The sequence below is a fragment of the Citrobacter sp. Cpo069 genome (assembly GCF_030332785.1).
Lineage (GTDB): Bacteria > Pseudomonadota > Gammaproteobacteria > Enterobacterales > Enterobacteriaceae > Citrobacter > Citrobacter portucalensis.
The window spans coordinates 20,114-41,038 of the sequence record NZ_JAOWHD010000045.1 but is presented as its reverse complement, the minus strand read 5'-3'; the positions used below and the strand labels follow the sequence as shown (position 1 = coordinate 41,038).

The 20,925-nt window shown below is 51.8% G+C and carries 18 protein-coding genes; 14 read left to right on the top strand and 4 right to left on the bottom strand.

All coding sequences use genetic code 11. From position 1 onward, the window contains the following. The first annotated feature begins 100 nt into the window (after nucleotides 1–100). Both degP and cdaR read left to right on the top strand, forming a co-directional pair. On the top strand, nucleotides 101–1,534 hold the full coding sequence (gene degP / locus OGY08_RS08280; protein ID WP_003829191.1) for a serine endoprotease DegP: 1,434 nt from the start codon (nucleotides 101–103) through the stop codon (nucleotides 1,532–1,534). A gap of 148 nt (nucleotides 1,535–1,682) precedes the next feature. After that, nucleotides 1,683–2,840 carry a DNA-binding transcriptional regulator CdaR gene (gene cdaR, locus OGY08_RS08275; protein ID WP_003829189.1) on the top strand — a complete coding sequence of 386 codons (1,158 nt, stop codon included), beginning with the start codon at nucleotides 1,683–1,685 and terminating at the stop codon, nucleotides 2,838–2,840. A 94-nt stretch (nucleotides 2,841–2,934) separates the two neighbouring features. Here the strand turns inward: cdaR and OGY08_RS08270 are convergent, their stop codons facing one another. From OGY08_RS08270 to map, 4 genes are all read right to left on the bottom strand, one after another. Next, entirely contained in the window at nucleotides 2,935–3,321 is a 387-nt protein-coding gene (locus OGY08_RS08270; RefSeq protein WP_005132126.1) for a DUF3461 family protein, read from the bottom strand. Nucleotides 3,322–3,430: 109 nt separating this feature from the next. After that, nucleotides 3,431–4,255 (bottom strand): 2,3,4,5-tetrahydropyridine-2,6-dicarboxylate N-succinyltransferase, encoded by an 825-nt coding sequence (gene dapD / locus OGY08_RS08265; protein ID WP_003829186.1) that lies wholly within the window; start codon nucleotides 4,253–4,255, stop codon nucleotides 3,431–3,433. Nucleotides 4,256–4,286: 31 nt separating this feature from the next. After that, nucleotides 4,287–6,959, bottom strand: a complete 2,673-nt coding sequence (gene glnD / locus OGY08_RS08260; RefSeq protein ID WP_003829184.1) for a bifunctional uridylyltransferase/uridylyl-removing protein GlnD — start codon at nucleotides 6,957–6,959, stop codon at nucleotides 4,287–4,289. A gap of 113 nt (nucleotides 6,960–7,072) precedes the next feature. After that, the gene (gene map, locus OGY08_RS08255) at nucleotides 7,073–7,867 is read right to left on the bottom strand and encodes a type I methionyl aminopeptidase (RefSeq protein ID WP_003829182.1); all 795 of its coding nucleotides are present in this window, start codon (nucleotides 7,865–7,867) and stop codon (nucleotides 7,073–7,075) included. 449 nt (nucleotides 7,868–8,316) lie between these two features. Here map and rpsB point away from each other — a divergent pair, with 449 nt between their 5' ends. The 12 genes from rpsB to fabZ all read left to right on the top strand — a co-directional run bounded on the left by rpsB (nucleotide 8,317) and on the right by fabZ (nucleotide 20,923). After that, a complete protein-coding gene (gene rpsB, locus OGY08_RS08250; RefSeq protein WP_003018553.1) occupies nucleotides 8,317–9,042 on the top strand; it encodes a 30S ribosomal protein S2 in 726 nt (241 codons plus the stop codon). 264 nt (nucleotides 9,043–9,306) lie between these two features. Beyond that, nucleotides 9,307–10,158 carry a translation elongation factor Ts gene (gene tsf / locus OGY08_RS08245; protein ID WP_003018551.1) on the top strand — a complete coding sequence of 284 codons (852 nt, stop codon included), beginning with the start codon at nucleotides 9,307–9,309 and terminating at the stop codon, nucleotides 10,156–10,158. A 145-nt stretch (nucleotides 10,159–10,303) separates the two neighbouring features. Continuing rightward, nucleotides 10,304–11,029 carry a UMP kinase gene (pyrH, locus tag OGY08_RS08240; RefSeq protein WP_003018549.1) on the top strand — a complete coding sequence of 242 codons (726 nt, stop codon included), beginning with the start codon at nucleotides 10,304–10,306 and terminating at the stop codon, nucleotides 11,027–11,029. A gap of 139 nt (nucleotides 11,030–11,168) precedes the next feature. Beyond that, entirely contained in the window at nucleotides 11,169–11,726 is a 558-nt protein-coding gene (gene frr / locus OGY08_RS08235; protein WP_003018547.1) for a ribosome recycling factor, read from the top strand. A 183-nt stretch (nucleotides 11,727–11,909) separates the two neighbouring features. After that, nucleotides 11,910–13,106, top strand: coding sequence for a 1-deoxy-D-xylulose-5-phosphate reductoisomerase (gene ispC, locus OGY08_RS08230; protein ID WP_003829176.1), 1,197 nt, complete (start codon nucleotides 11,910–11,912; stop codon nucleotides 13,104–13,106). A 187-nt stretch (nucleotides 13,107–13,293) separates the two neighbouring features. Next, the gene (gene ispU / locus OGY08_RS08225; RefSeq protein WP_008786266.1) at nucleotides 13,294–14,052 is read left to right on the top strand and encodes a (2E,6E)-farnesyl-diphosphate-specific ditrans,polycis-undecaprenyl-diphosphate synthase; all 759 of its coding nucleotides are present in this window, start codon (nucleotides 13,294–13,296) and stop codon (nucleotides 14,050–14,052) included. A 12-nt stretch (nucleotides 14,053–14,064) separates the two neighbouring features. Continuing rightward, a complete protein-coding gene (cdsA, locus tag OGY08_RS08220; RefSeq protein WP_008786267.1) occupies nucleotides 14,065–14,922 on the top strand; it encodes a phosphatidate cytidylyltransferase in 858 nt (285 codons plus the stop codon). Nucleotides 14,923–14,933: 11 nt separating this feature from the next. Further along, complete coding sequence (gene rseP / locus OGY08_RS08215) at nucleotides 14,934–16,286, top strand: sigma E protease regulator RseP (protein WP_125362710.1); 1,353 nt, start codon at nucleotides 14,934–14,936, stop codon at nucleotides 16,284–16,286. 29 nt (nucleotides 16,287–16,315) lie between these two features. Beyond that, entirely contained in the window at nucleotides 16,316–18,727 is a 2,412-nt protein-coding gene (bamA, locus tag OGY08_RS08210; RefSeq protein WP_100271478.1) for an outer membrane protein assembly factor BamA, read from the top strand. A gap of 122 nt (nucleotides 18,728–18,849) precedes the next feature. After that, entirely contained in the window at nucleotides 18,850–19,335 is a 486-nt protein-coding gene (skp, locus tag OGY08_RS08205; RefSeq protein ID WP_016151765.1) for a molecular chaperone Skp, read from the top strand. Nucleotides 19,336–19,338: 3 nt separating this feature from the next. Further along, nucleotides 19,339–20,364 carry a UDP-3-O-(3-hydroxymyristoyl)glucosamine N-acyltransferase gene (gene lpxD, locus OGY08_RS08200; protein ID WP_006686790.1) on the top strand — a complete coding sequence of 342 codons (1,026 nt, stop codon included), beginning with the start codon at nucleotides 19,339–19,341 and terminating at the stop codon, nucleotides 20,362–20,364. A 103-nt stretch (nucleotides 20,365–20,467) separates the two neighbouring features. Continuing rightward, complete coding sequence (fabZ, locus tag OGY08_RS08195) at nucleotides 20,468–20,923, top strand: 3-hydroxyacyl-ACP dehydratase FabZ (protein WP_003018528.1); 456 nt, start codon at nucleotides 20,468–20,470, stop codon at nucleotides 20,921–20,923. Nucleotides 20,924–20,925 lie beyond the last annotated feature (2 nt).

Here is a 20,925-nt window from a genome sequence, read left to right as displayed (position 1 = left end):
TTTTACTTTTTCCTTAAACTTAATTCTGGAACTTAGCGCTATAAAACAACTCTGACGTATACAGCAATTTTGCGTTACCTGTTAATCGAGAACGAAACACATGAAAAAAACCACATTAGCAATGAGTGCACTGGCTCTGAGTTTAGGTTTGGCGTTGTCCCCCCTGTCTGCTACAGCGGCTGAGACGTCGTCTTCAGCAATGACCGCCCAACAGATGCCAAGCCTGGCCCCGATGCTCGAAAAAGTGATGCCATCGGTGGTAAGTATTAACGTCGAGGGGAGCACGACGGTAAATACGCCGCGCATGCCGCGTAATTTCCAGCAGTTCTTCGGTGATAATTCACCGTTCTGCCAGGACGGTTCTCCGTTCCAGAGTTCTCCGTTCTGCCAGGGCGGCGCACCGGGCGCTGACAATGGCGGCGGCCAGCAGCAGAAATTTATGGCACTCGGTTCCGGCGTAATTATTGATGCCGCGAAAGGGTATGTCGTGACCAATAACCACGTGGTAGATAACGCCACGGTGATTAAAGTTCAGTTGAGCGATGGTCGTAAATTTGACGCGAAGATCGTGGGTAAAGATCCGCGCTCCGATATCGCGCTGATCCAAATTCAGGATCCGAAAAACCTGACGGCGATTAAGCTGGCAGATTCCGATGCGCTGCGCGTGGGTGATTACACCGTGGCAATTGGTAACCCGTTTGGCCTCGGTGAAACGGTGACTTCCGGTATCGTTTCTGCACTGGGCCGTAGCGGCCTGAATGCGGAAAACTACGAGAACTTCATCCAGACGGATGCTGCGATCAACCGGGGTAACTCCGGTGGTGCGCTGGTCAACCTGAACGGTGAGCTGATCGGTATTAACACCGCGATCCTCGCGCCGGACGGCGGTAACATCGGTATCGGTTTTGCGATCCCAAGCAACATGGTGAAAAACCTGACCTCGCAGATGGTTGAGTTTGGCCAGGTTAAACGCGGTGAGCTGGGCATTATGGGTACCGAGCTGAGCTCTGAGCTGGCGAAAGCGATGAAAGTTGACGCTCAGCGTGGCGCATTCGTCAGCCAGGTGATGCCGAACTCTTCCGCAGCGAAAGCGGGGATTAAAGCCGGGGATGTGATTACCTCCCTGAACGGCAAACCTATCAGCAGCTTCGCCGCCCTGCGTGCGCAGGTCGGTACGATGCCGGTTGGCAGCAAAATCACCCTGGGTCTGCTGCGTGACGGCAAGCCGGTCACCGTGAACCTGGAATTGCAGCAGAGCAGCCAGACTCAGGTTGACTCCAGCTCTATCTTTAAAGGCATCGAAGGTGCCGATATGAGCAACAAAGGCCAGGACAAAGGTGTCGTGGTAAGCGACGTGAAACCGAATTCTCCGGCTGCACAGATTGGCCTGAAGAAAGGGGATGTGATTATCGGCGCGAACCAGCAGCCGGTGAAAAACATCGCTGAACTGCGCAAAATCCTCGACAGCAAACCGGCTGTACTGGCGCTGAACATTCAGCGCGGTGACAGCTCCATCTATCTGTTGATGCAGTAATCTCCCTCAACCCCTTCCTGTACAGGAAGGGGTTTCTTTTTGTGATACTTCCCACAACTCCATACTTCTCCCTTTCGCTTTGTGCATTTGCACAATGTCGCCGCTTATTATCTTCCCTATGCTTGAGCTCTGCTCACAGGAGGGGTTTATGGCTGGTTGGCATCTTGATACCAAAATGGCGCAGGATATCGTGGCGCGTACCATGCGCATCATTGATACCAATATCAACGTAATGGATGCCCGTGGGCGGATAATCGGCAGCGGCGATCGCGAACGTATTGGTGAATTGCACGAAGGCGCGCTGCTGGTGCTTTCGCAGGGTCGGGTGGTCGATATCGACGATGCGGTGGCACGTCACTTGCACGGTGTACGACAGGGGATAAACCTGCCTCTACGTCTGGAAGGCGAAATCGTTGGCGTTATCGGCCTTACCGGCGAGCCGGAGCATCTGCGCAAATACGGCGAGTTAGTATGTATGACCGCCGAAATGATGCTGGAACAGTCGCGTTTGATGCATCTGTTAGCGCAGGATAGCCGTCTGCGTGAAGAGCTGGTGATGAACCTGATTCAGGCGGAAGAGAATACGCCAGCGCTGATGGAATGGGCCCAGCGTTTAGGCATTGATTTGAACCAGCCACGCGTGGTGGCGGTGTTGGAGGTCGATAGTGGCCAGCTTGGCGTTGACAGTGCGATGGCGGAGTTACAGCAATTGCAGAATGCGTTGACCACACCCGAACGTAATAATCTGATTGCGATTGTTTCCCTGACCGAGATGGTGGTGCTGAAACCGGCGCTCAATCAGTTTGGCCGCTGGGACGCTGAAGATCATCGTAAGCGCGTTGAGCAGCTTATTGCCCGTATGAAAGAGAACGGACAGCTGCGTTTTCGCGTATCGCTGGGCAACTATTTTACCGGGCCCGGTAGCATTGCCCGTTCGTATCGTACGGCGCGCACTACCATGATGGTCGGCAAGCAGCGGATGCCGGAAAGCCGTAGCTATTTCTATCAGGATTTGATGCTGCCAGTACTGCTGGACAGCCTGCGCGGCGGCTGGCAGGCCAATGAGCTGGCGCGTCCGTTGGTGAGGCTGAAAGCGATGGATAACAATGGGTTGCTGCGTCGGACATTGGCGGCATGGTTTCGTCATAACGTCCAGCCGCTGGCCACCTCAAAGGCACTGTTTATTCACCGCAATACGCTGGAATATCGCCTGAATCGTATTTCAGAACTGACCGGGCTGGATCTGGGGAATTTTGACGACAGACTGCTGCTGTATGTGGCGTTACAACTGGATGAACAACATTGATTAACTGCCTGATGGCGCTACGCTTATCAGGCCTACGAGGATATACCTATAGGCCGGATAAGGCGTAAGACGCCGCCATCCGGCAACAAACGGCTTATTTACGCGTCAGTTTTTCCAGATCGGCTTCAATTTCGCTGATCTTGTTGGTCACGACGCTTTCGAGATGACGTAAATCATCAAGGATCTTGCGTTTAAGATCGACTTCGCTGCGATCGCGCTGGCAGATCTGATCCAGTTCATCGATCACATAGCGCAGGTTGGGACTGATCTCCTGCACTTCTTTGTAACCCTGGCCGATGCCATCAGCTACCACCGTTTTGCGCTGACGGGGATATTTGAACTTCACGCTCTTGGCAAAAAACTCGCCTTTATCCTTTTGGAAATAGATTTTCAGGATATCGTTGTTGGCTTCTTGCCGCAGGCTGTAACGATCGATCTCTTCAGGATTAGTAATGCCCAGACTTTTCAGATTGTCATACATAGCGGTACCCTTAAGCTCACTATAACCATTGAATAATTAACGAAAAGCCTTGTTTATGCCACTCGCAGATGTAAAAAAAGCGGGCTAAGCCCGCTTTTTCAAATCGCTGTTAGTCGATAGTGCGCAACAGTTCGTTGATTCCCACTTTGCCACGCGTTTTGGCATCGACTTTCTTCACAATCACCGCGCAGTACAGGCTGTATTTACCATCTTTCGACGGCAGGTTGCCGGAGACGACCACGGAGCCTGCCGGAACGCGACCGTAATGCACTTCGCCAGTTTCGCGATCGTAAATACGGGTGCTCTGACCGATGTACACGCCCATGGAGATAACAGAACCTTCTTCGACGATCACGCCTTCAACCACTTCAGAGCGTGCGCCGATGAAGCAGTTGTCTTCGATGATGGTTGGGTTAGCCTGCAACGGCTCCAGTACGCCGCCGATGCCAACGCCGCCGGACAGGTGTACGTTTTTACCGATTTGCGCACAGGAACCGACTGTCGCCCAGGTATCAACCATCGTACCTTCATCAACATAAGCGCCGATGTTTACGTAAGATGGCATCAGCACGGTGTTACGGGCGATAAATGCACCCTGACGCACGGCCGCAGGCGGAACCACGCGGAAACCTTCCTTCTGGAAGCGCGCTTCGTCGTAGTTGGCGAATTTCATCGGTACTTTATCGAAGTAACGGCTTTCCGCACCTTCGATGACCTGATTATCGTTAATACGGAAAGAGAGCAGGACCGCCTTTTTCAGCCACTGATGCGTGACCCACTGACCCTCAATCTTCTCTGCGACGCGCAGTGCACCGGAATCCAGTAAAGAAATAACCTGATTCACCGCTTCGCGGGTTACGGTATCTACATTTGCCGGAGTAATGTCGGCACGGCGCTCGAAAGCGGACTCAATAACGTTCTGTAACTGCTGCATTGTTAAACTCTTTCCATAATAAATAAAAACATCACCCTTTATCGTTTGGATTGAGGGCCTCTGTCAACCGTTGATGCACTTCCTGCTGCAGCTCATTATTAAGGGCGCGCCGGTCGGCGGTGGCGATTATGAATAAATCTTCTACTCGCTCGCCAATGGTTGTAATTCGGGCGCCATGCAGCGAAATTCCCAGATCGGCAAAAATCTGCCCGACCCGCGCCAGCAGGCCGGGCTGGTCGAGAGCGATAAGCTCCAGGAATGATTTTCGGTCGGTATGGGTCGGCAAAAAGGTAACTTCAGTATCGACGGTAAAGTGGCGTAATTTTGCCGGCTGGCGACGCGGTTGCGGTGGCTGCCAACTGCGCTGCGTGATGGCCTGTTCCAGTCCAAAACGGATCGCTTCGTGTCGATCTGAAGACAACGGGCTGCCGTCCGGTTCCAGCACGATGAACGTATCCATCGCCATCCCATCGCGGGTAGTGAAAATCTGCGCATCGTGGACGCTAAGATTACGCCTGTCCAGTTCAGCGCAGACGGCGGCAAACAGGTAAGGGCGGTCAGGGCTCCAGATGAAAATTTCTGTCCCGCCGCGCGTGGCCTGTGGGCTGAGCAGGATCAGCGGCTTGCTGAGATCGTGTTGCAGCAGATGGCGCGCATGCCAGGCCAGCTGATTTGGGCTGTGACGCACGAAGTAGTTGGCGCGACAGCGTGACCAGATGTGGTGCAACGCTTCTTCATCAATGTTGTCCATTCGCAGTAGCGCCAGCGCCTGAAGCTGATGATGGCGTACACGCTCACGCATATCCGGCGTATTTTGCATGCCACGACGGAGTTGTTTTTCCGTTGCGAAGTACAGCTCACGTAGCAGGCTTTGCTTCCAGCTATTCCACAGCGTTTCGTTGGTGGCGCAAATATCCGCGACGGTCAGACACACCAAAAAGCGCAGACGGTGTTCCGTTTGTACCTCTTCGGCGAATTGCTTAATTACTTCGGGATCCTGAATATCGCGGCGCTGAGCGGTCACCGACATCAGCAAATGCTGGCGCACCAGCCACACGATCAGCTGCGTTTCGCGGGAATTCAGGCCGTGCAGTTCGGCGAATTTGAGCACGTCCTGAGCGCCGAGCACCGAGTGATCGCCGCCGCGACCTTTGGCGATATCGTGGAACAGCGCGGCAATCAGAATCAACTCCGGCTGTCGCAGACGCGGCCATAGATCCACACACAGCGGATGGCGCTGACGGGTCTCTTCGTTAGCAAAACTTTCCAGCTTGAGCATTACGCGGATGGTGTGTTCATCCACCGTATAGGCATGAAACAGGTCAAACTGCATTTGGCCGACTATATGCGACCATTGCGGCATATAGGCCCACAACACGCTATGGCGATGCATCGGCAGCAGACCGCGGCTCACCGCACCCGGATGGCGTAACATACTGAGAAACAGCGATCGCGCTTCCGGGATGTAGCACAGCGGCTGCGTTAAATGACGGCGGGCATGACGCAAATGGCGCAGCGTGGTGGAGTAAATCCCGCTGATCGCGCTGTTACGCACCATGATGTAAAACATCCGCAGTATCGCTTCGGGTTTGCGGATAAACAGATCGTCGTTGCGCAGATCGATCAACGTGCCGCGCAGTTGAAAGTCGTCATCAATCGGGCGCGGTTTTTCATCGGCGGGCATGGCGAGGATCGCCTCGTCGAACAGTTGCAACAGCATGTGATTCAGTTCGCTGACCCGTCGGGTGACGCGGAAATAGTCTTTCATCATCCGCTCGATAGGCTCGTTGCCTTCGCCGCCGTAGTTTAGCCGTTGCGCCACGCTGAGCTGGCGGTCAAACAGCAGGCGGTTGTCGTAACGACTAACGACCAGATGCAGGGCGAAGCGAATCCGCCACAGGATATGCAAACATTCATTCAGCTCGGCACGTTCTGCCAGTGTCAAAAAGCCGAAGCCGACCATTTCGTCCAGTGAGGTGGCACCAAAATGGCGACGCGCCACCCATTGCAGGGTATGGATATCGCGCAGGCCGCCGGGACTGCTTTTGATGTCCGGCTCCAGGTTGTAGCTGGTGCCGTGATAGCGCTGGTGGCGCTGATTCTGCTCTTCCACTTTGGCAGCGTAAAACTTGTCGGAAGGCCAGAAACCTTCGCTAAAAATATGCTTTTGCAGCTCCAGAAACAGCGCCACATCGCCGATCAGCAGGCGAGTTTCAATCAGGTTGGTGGCGACGGTTAAATCTGACAATCCTTCCAGCAGACACTCTTCCAGCGTACGTACGCTATGCCCAACCTCCAGCCTCACGTCCCATAGCAGCGTTAACAGCTCACCGACTTTCTCGGCCTGCGCATCAGGCAGCTTTTTACGACTCAGGATCAGCAGGTCAATATCGGAAAGCGGGTGCAGTTCGCCTCGCCCGTAGCCGCCAACGGCAACCAGCGCCAGATCGGCTATTTGCCCGAACCCAGCTTCTATCCACAAACGCTGTAGCAGTTGGTCAATAAATTCGGTGCGGGCCTCAATGAGCTGTTCTGCGGAAATTCCACTGTCAAACGCTTCGCCTAACCAGTTCTGGAAGGTGTCGATATGCGCTTTAATGCCAGAGCAGTTGAGATCTTGCTGTGGCCATGTCCCTGGGTTTTGCGGTTGGCCAGGCAGGGTGGGGAGGGCAGTATTTGCGTGCTGTTCAGGAAGAGTATTCATTATGCGCCACCCATTAAAAAGCCGGATGATGGCGTGAACGCCTTATCCGGCCTACTAAGTAGTACAATTTGTAGGCCTGATAAGATGCGAATGCATCGCCATCAGGCAAAACATTATTCGCCGTGTGTGATGATCGCCGGGATGGTGTCATCCTTGCGTAACGTCAGAATTTCACAGCCGTTTTCCGTCACTACAATAGTATGCTCGTACTGTGCAGACAAGCTCCGGTCTTTGGTTTTCACCGTCCAGCCGTCTTTCATGGTGCGGATGCGGTAATCACCGGCATTCAGCATCGGTTCTATGGTGAACGTCATGCCCGGCTGCAGTACCACACCACCGTCGTCTGCATCGTAGTGCAGAACCTGTGGCTCTTCATGGAAGCCGCGACCGATACCGTGACCGCAGTATTCACGAACAACAGAGAAACCTTCGCCTTCCGCGTATTTCTGAATTGCAGCGCCCAGCGTGCGCAGGCGAATGCCCGGTTTTACCATCCGCAGCGCCAGGTACAGGCTTTCCTGCGTGACGCGGCACAGACGCTCGCCCAGAATAGTAGGTTTGCCGACGATAAACATCTTGGAGGTATCGCCGTGGTACTCGTCTTTAATCACGGTTACGTCGATGTTGACGATGTCGCCGTCTTTCAGAAGTTTGGCGTCGTCCGGGATCCCGTGGCACACGACTTCATTAATAGAGATACATACGGATTTCGGATAGCCGTGATAGCCCAGGCAGGCGGAAATAGCCTGCTGCTCATTCACGATGTAGTCATTACAGAGGCGATCCAGCTCGCCGGTGCTGACGCCCGGTTTAACAAACGGCGCGATCATTTCCAGTACATCAGCGGCCAGGCGGCCAGCGACGCGCATTTTTTCGATTTCTTCAGGGGTCTTGATTGAGATAGCCATAAATTCTGTCCATCAGTGCCGATGATATCGGCAATAATTGTTTAAGTGCTGCCAATGGTATCAGTCTGGGGTGTACCCTGCCAAATTGAGAATCATTCTGAACTTCGCCTTTCGTGCCACAGATGCGTTGGCTACATTTTTTCACCCCAGTCACTTACTGGTTGTAAGCTCCCGGGGATTCAAAAATTTGCCGCCTTCCTGTAACACGAAATTCATCGTTCATTCAGCACAGACCGCCAACAATTATTGGTGTCGGTGGCGTATTTGTGGTATAAAGCGCGCCGGACTTCCGATCCATTCGAAGACTACACACGATGGACGGGAGCGACAAATCTCACTTTGTGTAACAACACACACGTATCGGCACATATTCCGGGGTGCCCTTTGGGGTCGGTAATATGGGATGCGTGGAGGCTTAACCCCAACTTTTATATATAGAGGTTTTAATCATGGCAACTGTTTCCATGCGCGACATGCTCAAGGCTGGTGTTCACTTCGGTCACCAGACCCGTTACTGGAACCCGAAAATGAAGCCGTTCATCTTCGGTGCGCGTAACAAAGTTCACATCATCAACCTTGAGAAAACTGTACCGATGTTCAACGAAGCTCTGGCTGAACTGAACAAGATCTCTGCTCGTAAAGGTAAAATCCTTTTCGTTGGTACTAAACGCGCTGCAAGCGAAGCGGTGAAAGAAGCTGCTAACAGCTGCGACCAGTTCTTCGTGAACCATCGCTGGCTGGGCGGTATGCTGACTAACTGGAAAACCGTTCGTCAGTCCATCAAACGTCTGAAAGATCTGGAAACTCAGTCTCAGGACGGTACTTTCGAAAAGCTGACCAAGAAAGAAGCGCTGATGCGTACTCGTGAGCTTGAGAAACTGGAAAACAGCCTGGGCGGTATCAAAGACATGGGCGGTCTGCCGGACGCTCTGTTCGTAATCGATGCTGACCACGAGCACATTGCTATCAAAGAAGCAAACAACCTGGGTATCCCAGTATTTGCTATCGTTGATACCAACTCTGATCCGGACGGTGTTGACTTCGTTATCCCGGGTAACGACGACGCAATCCGTGCTGTGACCCTGTACCTGGGCGCTGTAGCTACTACCGTTCGTGAAGGCCGTTCTCAGGATCTGGCTTCCCAGGCGGAAGAAAGCTTCGTAGAAGCTGAATAATAAGGCACGCTCGTTAGAGCGCCCCCTTATATATCCAAGATAATTCGAGTTGCAGGAAGGCGTTGACGCAACGAATCCCCCGGAGCTTACATAAGTAAGTGACTGGGGTGAGTAAGGAAAACAACGCACCTGCAGCTGGAAGAATGACGGATATAGGCCAGGTAGTATCACGTTTGGTTAGGGGGCCTGTATATGGCCCCCTTTTTCACTTTTAAATCTGTGCGGTTTCATGCCGGGCAGATCAAATCTTCCGAGGATTTTAGAATGGCTGAAATTACCGCATCCCTGGTAAAAGAGCTGCGTGAGCGTACTGGCGCAGGCATGATGGATTGCAAAAAAGCACTGACTGAAGCTAATGGCGACATCGAGCTGGCAATCGAAAACATGCGTAAGTCCGGTGCAATCAAAGCGGCGAAAAAAGCAGGCAACGTTGCTGCTGACGGCGTAATCAAAACCAAAATCGACGGCAACATCGCTTTCATTCTGGAAGTTAACTGCCAGACTGACTTCGTTGCTAAAGATGCTGGTTTCCAGGCATTTGCTGACAAAGTACTGGACGCTGCCGTTGCTGGCAAAATCACTGACGTTGAAGTTCTGAAAGCACAGTTCGAAGAAGAACGTGTTGCTCTGGTTGCTAAAATCGGTGAGAACATCAACATCCGTCGCGTTGCTTCCCTGGAAGGCGAAGTTCTGGGTAACTACCAGCACGGTGCTCGTATCGGTGTTCTGGTTGCTGCAACTGGCGCTGACGAAGAACTGGTTAAACAGCTGGCAATGCACGTTGCTGCAAGCAAACCAGAATTCGTTAAACCGGAAGACGTTTCCGCTGAAGTGGTAGAAAAAGAATACCAGGTTCAGCTGGACATCGCTATGCAGTCTGGCAAGCCGAAAGAAATCGCAGAGAAAATGGTTGAAGGCCGCATGAAGAAATTCACCGGCGAAGTTTCTCTGACCGGTCAGCCTTTCGTCATGGAACCGAGCAAATCTGTTGGTCAGCTGCTGAAAGAGCATAACGCTGACGTAACTGGTTTCATCCGCTTTGAAGTGGGTGAAGGCATCGAGAAAGTTGAGACTGACTTTGCAGCAGAAGTTGCTGCGATGTCCAAGCAGTCTTAATTTTTAAAGGAGCCGCCTGAGGGCGGCTTCTTTTTGTGTCTGGCTTGTAAATTCAGCGAACCGCTATAGTGGTCATGCTGAAAAGCGACATACAATGTCGCCGGAATTAACTCATCTCATTCGTTGACAGTCTCAGGAAAGAAACATGGCTACCAATGCAAAACCCGTCTACAAACGTATTCTGCTTAAGTTAAGTGGCGAAGCTCTGCAAGGTTCAGAAGGCTTCGGTATTGATGCAAGCATCCTCGACCGCATGGCTCAGGAAATCAAAGAGCTGGTTGAGCTGGGTATTCAGGTTGGCGTAGTGATTGGTGGTGGTAACCTGTTCCGTGGCGCTGGTCTGGCGAAAGCGGGGATGAACCGCGTTGTGGGCGACCACATGGGCATGTTAGCCACCGTAATGAACGGTCTGGCGATGCGCGATGCGCTTCACCGCGCCTATGTGAACGCTCGCTTGATGTCCGCAATTCCTCTGAACGGCGTGTGTGATAACTACAGCTGGGCCGAAGCTATCAGCCTGCTGCGTAACAACCGCGTTGTTATTTTGTCTGCGGGTACCGGCAATCCGTTCTTCACCACCGATTCTGCAGCCTGCCTGCGCGGTATTGAAATTGAAGCGGATGTGGTTCTGAAAGCCACCAAAGTCGATGGCGTATTTACTGCCGACCCGGCTAAAGATCCAACGGCGACCATGTACGAACAGTTGACCTACACTGAAGTACTGGATAAAGAGCTGAAAGTAATGGATCTTGCCGCGTTCACGCTGGCTCGTGACCACAAATTACCGATTCGTGTCTTTAACATGAACAAACCAGGTGCACTGCGCCGTGTTGTTATGGGTGAAAAAGAAGGCACGTTAATCACGGAATAATTCCCGTTGCGGCTAAATGCAGGTAATATTCCGCTTTAATGTCGCGGGATACGTCCCTCAAAATTAATCAAGACTATACTTGTCACATCTTGCGTGGCGGGTATGGTCTGACTGAAACAAGCTTTCAAGGATTCGTAACGTGATCAACGATATCAGAAAAGATGCTGAAGTACGCATGGACAAATGCGTCGAAGCGTTCAAAAACCAAATCAGCAAAATTCGCACGGGTCGTGCTTCTCCTAGCCTGCTGGATGGTATTGTCGTGGAATATTACGGCACGCCGACTCCGCTGCGCCAGCTGGCAAGCGTAACGGTTGAAGATTCCCGTACCCTGAAAATCAACGTATTTGACCGTTCTATGGGTCCAGCCGTTGAGAAAGCAATCATGGCTTCCGACCTCGGTCTGAATCCAAGCTCTGCGGGCTCTGACATCCGCGTTCCGCTGCCGCCGCTGACCGAAGAACGTCGTAAAGATCTGACCAAGATCGTACGTGGTGAAGCTGAAGGCGCGCGTGTTGCGGTACGTAACGTACGCCGCGATGCAAACGACAAAGTGAAAGCGTTGTTGAAAGAAAAAGAGATCAGCGAAGATGACGATCGCCGTTCTCAGGACGACGTACAGAAACTGACTGACGCAGCAATCAAGAAAGTTGATGCGGCGCTGGCAGAGAAAGAAGCAGAACTGATGCAGTTCTGATTCGCCTGTACGCTAAAAACGCCGCTTAGAAGGCCTGAGAAGGCTGGATGGCGGCGTTTTGCTTTTTTCTGTCTACATACTCTAAATAATTCAAGTTGCAGGAAGGCGGTGACGTCGAAGGTCGAGTAAAGCCAACGTACATGCAACTTGAAGTATGACGAGTAAAATTCTTCTGGATGTCCGATGAAGCAATTAACCATCCTGGGATCAACCGGTTCCATTGGTTGCAGTACGCTGGATGTAGTACGCCATAACCCGGAAAAATTTCGTGTTGCTGCGTTGGTAGCGGGTAAAAATGTTGCCCGTATGGTAGAGCAATGCCTGGAGTTTGCGCCTCGCTATGCGGTAATGGATGATGAAAAAAGCGCAGCACAGGTAAAAGCTGCTCTTTTGGCACAGGGTAGCCGTACCGAGGTGATGAGCGGGCAGCAGGCTGCCTGTGATATGGCTGCGCTGGATGATGTTGATCAGGTCATGGCGGCGATTGTCGGCGCAGCGGGTTTGCTGCCGACGCTGGCGGCAATTCGTGCGAGCAAAAGCATTTTGCTGGCGAATAAAGAATCTCTGGTGACCTGCGGTCGTCTGTTTATGGACGACGTGAAACGCCACAAAGCGCAGCTTTTGCCGGTAGATAGCGAGCATAACGCGATTTTTCAGAGTTTACCGCAACCTATCCAACACAATCTGGGATACGCTGACCTTGAGCAAAACGGCGTCATGTCAGTTCTGCTTACCGGGTCTGGTGGCCCATTCCGTGAAACGCCATTGCGCGATCTGGTCTCTATGACCCCCGATCAGGCATGCCGTCATCCGAATTGGTCGATGGGACGAAAAATCTCTGTCGATTCCGCCACCATGATGAACAAAGGTCTGGAATACATTGAAGCGCGTTGGTTATTTAATGCCAGTGCAAGCCAGATGGAAGTGCTGATTCACCCGCAGTCGGTTATTCATTCGATGGTCCGTTATCAGGATGGTAGTGTTCTGGCGCAGTTGGGTGAACCTGATATGCGTACACCTATTGCCCATACGATGGCATGGCCAGAACGTGTGACGTCCGGTGTTAAGCCTGTCGACTTTTGCAAACTCAGTGCGTTGACGTTTTCCGCACCTGATTACCAGCGTTATCCGTGCCTGAAACTGGCGATGGACGCGTTTGAGCAAGGTCAGGCGGCGACGACCGCACTCAATGCCGCGAATGAAATTACCGTTGCCGCATTCCTGGCGCAGCAGATCCGATTTACCGATATTGCCGATCTCAATTTATCTGTACTGGATAAGATGGATTTGCAGGAACCGCAGAGCGTTGACGACGTGTTGAAGGTCGATGCCATCGCGCGGGAAGTCGCCAGAAAAGAAGTGATGCGACTCTCAAGCTGATGATAATCCCTCTACGGAGAATCGTGCTATTTGTTAGCGTTGGGCTTCAGTGATATAGTCTGCGCCACCCGATCGCGGGTATTTGCTTTTTTTCGGTCGGGTAAGCCGTGGTTTGACACGGCTTTTTTGTGGATAGGCTTCAGTATTCCTGAGTACCGTAAATCCTTTCAGGGACTAATAACGCGTTATGTTGTCTGCAACTAAACCATTAAGCGAAAATTTGCCAGCACATGGTTGTCGCCATGTCGCAATTATCATGGATGGCAATGGCCGCTGGGCGAAAAAGCAAGGGAAGATTCGCGCCTTTGGGCATAAGGCTGGAGCAAAATCCGTCCGCCGGGCTGTCTCTTTTGCTGCAAATAACGGTATTGATGCGTTAACGCTGTATGCCTTTAGCAGTGAGAACTGGAACCGACCTGCGCAGGAAGTGAGCGCGTTAATGGAACTGTTTGTGTGGGCACTTGATAGCGAAGTGAAAAACCTGCATCGCCATAACGTACGCCTGCGTATTATCGGGGATATCAGTCGATTTAACTCACGTTTGCAAGAACGGATTCGCAAATCAGAAGCGATTACCGCCCAGAATACCGGGTTGACGCTGAATATTGCAGCGAATTACGGTGGACGGTGGGATATTGTCCAGGGAGTCAGGCAACTGGCACAACAGGTGCAGGACGGTGTGCTGCATCCTGAGCAAATCGATGAAGAGATGCTTGGGCAGCAAATTTGTATGCATGAGCTGGCTCCTGTGGATTTAGTGATAAGGACTGGGGGAGAGCACCGAATTAGTAATTTTCTGTTGTGGCAAATTGCCTACGCCGAACTTTACTTTACCGATGTTCTCTGGCCCGATTTCGATGAACAAGACTTTGAAGGTGCGCTGCATGCCTTTGCTAATCGTGAGCGTCGTTTCGGCGGCACCGAACCCGGTGATGAAAAAGCCTGATGGGGGTCGCTTTTGCTGAAGTATCGCCTGATTTCTGCTTTTGTTTTAATACCCGTTGTCATCGCGGCGCTGTTTTTGCTGCCGCCGGTGGGGTTCGCCATTGTTACGTTGGTCGTCTGTATGTTGGCCGCCTGGGAATGGGGACAGTTAAGCGGTTTTACCACGCGTACGCAGCGAGTCTGGCTGGCGGTTTTGTGCGGGCTATTGCTGGCACTGATGCTATTTTTGCTGCCAGAATACCATCGCGATATCCATCAACCGCTGGTTGAAGTATCGCTGTGGGCGTCGCTGGGCTGGTGGGTCGTAGCGCTGTTACTGGTATTGTTTTACCCAGGGTCTGCGTCGGTCTGGCGTAATTCCAAAACATTACGCATAATTTTCGGCGTGTTAACCATTGTCCCGTTCTTTTGGGGAATGCTGGCGCTGCGTGCATGGCACTATGATGAGAATCATTATAGTGGCGCGCTATGGCTGCTGTATGTCATGATCCTCGTCTGGGGAGCGGACTCTGGTGCGTATATGTTTGGTAAGCTATTTGGCAAACATAAGCTGGCACCGAAGGTTTCTCCTGGTAAAACCTGGCAGGGTTTTTTTGGCGGACTCGCCACTGCGGCCGTGATCTCATGGGGTTATGGCATGTGGGCGAATCTTGAAGTTGCGCCTGTCACCTTGCTCATTTGCTCCATCGTTGCAGCCCTGGCCTCCGTGCTGGGTGACCTGACCGAGAGTATGTTTAAGCGTGAAGCAGGTATTAAGGACAGTGGTCACTTAATTCCAGGACACGGCGGTATTCTGGATCGTATTGATAGCCTGACGGCTGCGGTACCGGTCTTTGCCTGCCTGTTGTTACTGGTGTTCAGGACGCTCTAACGGATGGTCTTATGCTGAGTATTCTCTGGAATTTGGCTGCATTCATCATCGCACTTGGTGTGCTTATCACCGTGCATGAATTTGGTCATTTCTGGGTTGCGCGGCGCTGCGGAGTCCGCGTCGAACGCTTTTCCATTGGCTTTGGAAAAGCGCTTTGGCGGCGTACCGATAAGTCAGGTACGGAATACGTCATCGCCATGATTCCCCTCGGCGGTTACGTCAAAATGCTGGATGAGCGCGCTGGACCGGTCGCACCGGAATTGCGCCATTACGCCTTCAACAATAAAACGGTTGGACAACGTGCTGCTATTATCGCCGCGGGTCCGATTGCAAACTTCCTTTTTGCTATTTTTGCTTATTGGCTGGTGTTTATCATTGGTGTCCCTGGCGTTCGTCCGGTTGTTGGTGAAATAACACCCAACTCGATTGCTGCACAGGCGCAAATTCAGCCGGGTACGGAACTAAAAGCGGTTGATGGCATCGAAACCCCTGATTGGGATGCCGTGCGATTGCAACTGGTATCCAAAATTGGCGATGAGCATACGACCCTCAGCGTGGCGCAGTTTGGCAGTAACCAGCGACAGGACAAAACGCTGGATTTACGCCATTGGGCATTTGAGCCAGACAAAGAGGATCCTGTCTCTAGTTTGGGCATGCGTCCGCGCGGTCCGCAGATTGAACCGGTACTGTCAGAAGTGCAGGTTAACTCCGCTGCAAGTAAGGCAGGTTTGCAAGCTGGCGACAGGATCGTTAAAGTCAATGGTCAGTCGCTGACGCAATGGATGACGTTCGTGACGCTGGTGCGCGATAATCCGGATACGCCGTTAGCGCTAGATATTGAAAGACAAGGAAGTTCCTTGTCTTTAACGTTAACCCCAGATTCAAAACAGGTTAACGGTAAGGCAGAAGGGTTTGCGGGCGTGGTGCCTAAAGTTATTCCTCTGCCTGATGAGTATAAGACTGTACGCCAGTATGGGCCATTCAGCGCCATCCTCGAAGCCTCGGATAAAACGTGGCAGTTGATGAAGCTGACGGTCAGTATGCTGGGAAAATTGATTACCGGTGATGTAAAACTGAACAACCTCAGTGGGCCGATTTCTATCGCCCAGGGGGCTGGGATGTCAGCGGAGTTCGGGATTATTTATTACCTGATGTTCCTTGCGCTTATCAGCGTGAACTTAGGGATAATCAACCTGTTTCCGTTGCCCGTTCTTGACGGGGGGCATCTGCTGTTCCTGGCGATAGAAAAGCTGAAGGGCGGTCCGGTATCCGAGCGGGTTCAAGACTTTAGTTATCGCATTGGCTCTATCTTGCTGGTGTTGTTAATGGGGCTTGCACTTTTCAATGATTTCTCTCGGTTGTAAGAGAGTGTTAGGAAGAACGCATAATAACGATGGCGATGAAAAAGTTGCTCATAGCGTCGCTGCTGTTTAGCAGCGCCACCGTATACGGTGCTGAAGGGTTCGTAGTGAAGGACATTCATTTCGAAGGCCTACAGCGAGTCGCCGTTGGTGCGGCTCTCCTCAGTATGCCGGTGCGCACAGGCGACACGGTTAATGATGAAGACATCAGTAATACCATTCGTGCTCTGTTCGCCACCGGAAACTTTGAGGATGTCCGCGTCCTGCGCGATGGTGATACCCTTCTGGTTCAGGTAAAAGAACGTCCGACGATTGCCAGCATCACTTTCTCCGGTAACAAATCGGTGAAAGATGACATGCTGAAGCAAAACCTCGAGGCGTCTGGCGTGCGTGTTGGCGAGTCTCTGGATCGCACAACGCTTGCCGATATCGAAAAGGGCCTGGAAGATTTCTACTATAGCGTCGGTAAGTACAGCGCCAGTGTGAAAGCGGTGGTGACGCCGTTGCCGCGTAACCGCGTTGACCTCAAGCTGGTCTTCCAGGAAGGTGTTTCGGCGAAGATCCAACAGATCAATATCGTCGGCAACCATGCCTTCTCGACTGACGAACTTATCTCTCACTTCCAGTTGCGTGACGAAGTACCGTGGTGGAACGTGGTGGGCGATCGTAAATACCAGAAACAGAAGCTGGCGGGCGACCTTGAAACCCTGCGTAGCTACTATCTGGATCGCGGTTATGCTCGTTTCAACATTGATTCCACTCAGGTCAGCCTGACGCCGGATAAAAAAGGCATCTACATCACCGTTAACATCACTGAAGGCGAGCAGTACAAGCTTTCTGGGGTTCAGGTGAGCGGTAACCTGGCCGGGCACTCCGCCGAAATTGAGACCCTGACGAAGATCGAGCCAGGTGAACTCTATAACGGCACCAAAGTGACCAAAATGGAAGATGATATCAAGAAGCTTCTGGGTCGCTATGGCTATGCCTATCCGCGCGTACAGTCGCAGCCTGAAATCAATGACGCCGACAAAACCGTTAAATTACGTGTAAACGTGGATGCGGGTAACCGTTTCTATGTGCGTAAGATCCGTTTTGAAGGTAACGACACTTCTAAAGATTCCGTTCTGCGTCGCGAAATGCGTCAGATGGAAGGTGCATGGTTGGGCAGCGATCTGGTCGATCAGGGTAAAGAGCGTCTGAACCGTCTGGGTTACTTTGAAACCGTTGATACCGATACTCAGCGTGTTCCAGGCCGTCCGGATCAGGTTGATGTAGTCTACAAGGTCAAAGAGCGTAACACCGGTAGCTTTAACTTCGGCGTCGGTTACGGTACCGAGAGCGGCGTGAGTTTCCAGGCTGGCGTTCAGCAAGATAACTGGTTAGGTACCGGTTATTCTGTCGGGATTAACGGCACCAAAAACGACTACCAGACCTATACTGAGTTGTCTGTCACTAACCCGTACTTCACCGTTGATGGTGTGAGCCTTGGTGGCCGCGTCTTCTATAACGACTTTGAAGCGGATGATGCAGACCTGTCCGACTATACCAACAAAAGTTATGGTACAGACGTGACGCTGGGCTTCCCGGTCAACGAATACAACACGTTGCGTGCGGGCCTGGGTTATGTACATAACAAACTGTCCAATATGCAGCCGCAGATCGCAATGGATCGTTATCTTGAGTCGATGGGACAATCCGCTGATACCAGCAGTTTTGCCGCTGATGATTTCACCTTTAACTACGGTTGGACATACAACAAGTTAGACCGTGGTTATTTCCCGACAGACGGCTCGCGTGTCAACCTGAACGGTAAAGTCACCATTCCGGGTTCAGACAACGAATACTACAAACTGTCGATGGATACCGCGACCTATGTGCCGATCGATGACGATCACAAGTGGGTTGTTCTGGGGCGTACCAAGGTAGGTTATGGGGATGGCATTGGCAGCAAAGAGATGCCGTTCTACGAGAACTTCTACGCCGGTGGTTCCAGTACCGTGCGTGGCTTCCAGTCCAACACCATTGGTCCGAAAGCGGTCTATAAAAAGGGTGCTAGCACAGACTGGAATGACGGCGATAACGAAGAATGTACTCAGGATTCAGGCTGTAAATCAGATGATGCGGTAGGTGGTAACGCCATGGCTGTCGCCAGCCTGGAATTTATTACCCCGACGCCGTTCATCAGCGATAAGTATGCTAACTCGGTCCGTACCTCCTTCTTCTGGGATATGGGTACCGTTTGGGATACGAACTGGGATCCGTCATCTGCGCCGTCGGATGTGCCGGACTATAGTGATCCGAGCAATATCCGTATGTCAGCGGGTATCGCGTTACAATGGATGTCCCCATTGGGGCCGTTGGTTTTCTCCTACGCCCAGCCGTTCAAGAAGTACGATGGAGACAAAGCGGAACAGTTCCAGTTTAACATTGGTAAAACCTGGTAACTGTTCTTCGCAAAGGAATGTAGTGGTAGTGTAGCGATGACTTTAGGCGATCTTGCATGGGATCGCCTGGCCACGCAAAGAACTGCACCTTCGGGTGCAAATGGGATGGTAAGGAGTTAATTGTGAAAAAGTGGTTATTAGCTGCAGGTCTCGGTTTAGCGATGGCAACGTCCGCACAGGCTGCTGACAAAATTGCAATCGTCAATATGGGTAGCCTGTTCCAACAGGTTGCACAGAAGACGGGTGTTTCTGCTACTCTAGAAAACGAGTTCAAAGGCCGTGCCAGCGAACTGCAGCGTATGGAATCCGATCTGCAATCTAAAATGCAGCGTCTGCAATCAATGAAAGCGGGTAGCGATCGTACCAAGCTGGAAAAAGACGTTATGGCTCAGCGCCAGACTTTCTCTCAGAAAGCTCAGGCTTTCGAGCAGGATCGTGCACGTCGTTCCAACGAAGAACGTGGCAAACTGGTTACTCGTATCCAGACAGCGGTGAAATCTGTTGCTAACAGCCAGAGCATTGATCTGGTCGTTGACGCAAACACCGTTGCATACAACAGCAGCGATGTAAAAGACATCACCGCTGACGTACTGAAACAGGTTAAATAAGTAATGCCTTCAATTCGACTGGCTGATTTAGCAGAGCAGTTGGATGCAGAATTACACGGTGATGGCGATATCGTCATCACCGGCGTAGCGTCCATGCAATCTGCGCAAACTGGCAATATCACGTTCATGGTGAATCCTAAATACCGTGAACATTTAGGCGTATGCCAGGCGTCTGCCGTTGTGATGACGCAGGACGATCTTCCTTTTGCTAAGAGTGCGGCGCTGGTAGTGAAGAATCCCTACCTGACCTATGCACGTATGGCGCAAATTTTAGATACCACGCCTCAGCCTGCACAGAACATTGCACCCAGTGCAGCGATCGATGCGACGGCGAAGCTGGGTAATAATGTCTCTGTGGGCGCAAATGCGGTCATTGAGTCTGGCGTAGAACTGGGCGATAACGTGGTTATCGGTGCAGGCTGCTTCGTCGGAAAAAATACCAAAATCGGTGCAGGTTCACGCTTGTGGGCGAATGTGACGATTTACCACGACATCCAGATCGGTGAAAATTGTCTGATCCAGTCCAGCACTGTCGTTGGATCTGATGGATTTGGTTACGCGAACGATCGTGGTAACTGGGTGAAGATCCCCCAGCTTGGTCGCGTGATTATCGGCGATCGCGTCGAGATCGGGGCTTGTACCACCATTGACCGTGGTGCTCTGGACGATACTGTGATCGGTAATGGTGTTATCATTGATAACCAGTGCCAGATTGCGCATAACGTTGTGATTGGCGACAATACGGCGGTAGCCGGTGGCGTCATTATGGCGGGTAGCCTGAAGATTGGCCGTTATTGCATGATTGGCGGTGCCAGCGTGATCAATGGGCATATGGAAATATGCGACAAAGTTACGGTAACTGGCATGGGTATGGTGATGCGTCCTATCACTGAACCTGGCGTCTACTCCTCAGGCATTCCGCTACAACCCAACAAGGTATGGCGTAAAACAGCTGCACTGGTGATGAATATTGATGATATGAGCAAGCGCCTCAAAGCGATTGAGCGCAAGGTTAATCAACAAGACTAAAGCACCGTTTTTGCATGTCTGACTTTTCGGCCTGTCCCATTCATACGATTGCGACAGGCCGTGTTATTATTGCCTTTTAGTATATTTTGACAGGAAGAGTATTTTGACTACTAACACTCATACTCTGCATATTGAAGAGATTTTAGAACTTCTGCCGCACCGTTTTCCGTTTCTGCTGGTTGACCGCGTGCTGGATTTTGAAGAAGGTCGTTTTCTGCGCGCAGTGAAAAATGTATCCGTTAACGAGCCTTTCTTTCAGGGCCACTTCCCGGGTAAACCTATTTTCCCTGGCGTATTGATTCTGGAAGCGATGGCACAGGCTACCGGTATCCTCGCATTTAAAAGCGTAGGAAAACTGGAACCAGGCGAACTGTATTATTTCGCGGGTATTGATGAAGCACGCTTTAAGCGTCCTGTCGTGCCTGGCGATCAGATGATCATGGAAGTGACTTTCGAGAAAACGCGCCGTGGCCTGACCCGTTTTAAAGGGGTTGCGCTGGTCGACGGTAAAGTTGTGTGCGAAGCAACGATGATGTGTGCCCGTAGCCGGGAGGCCTGATA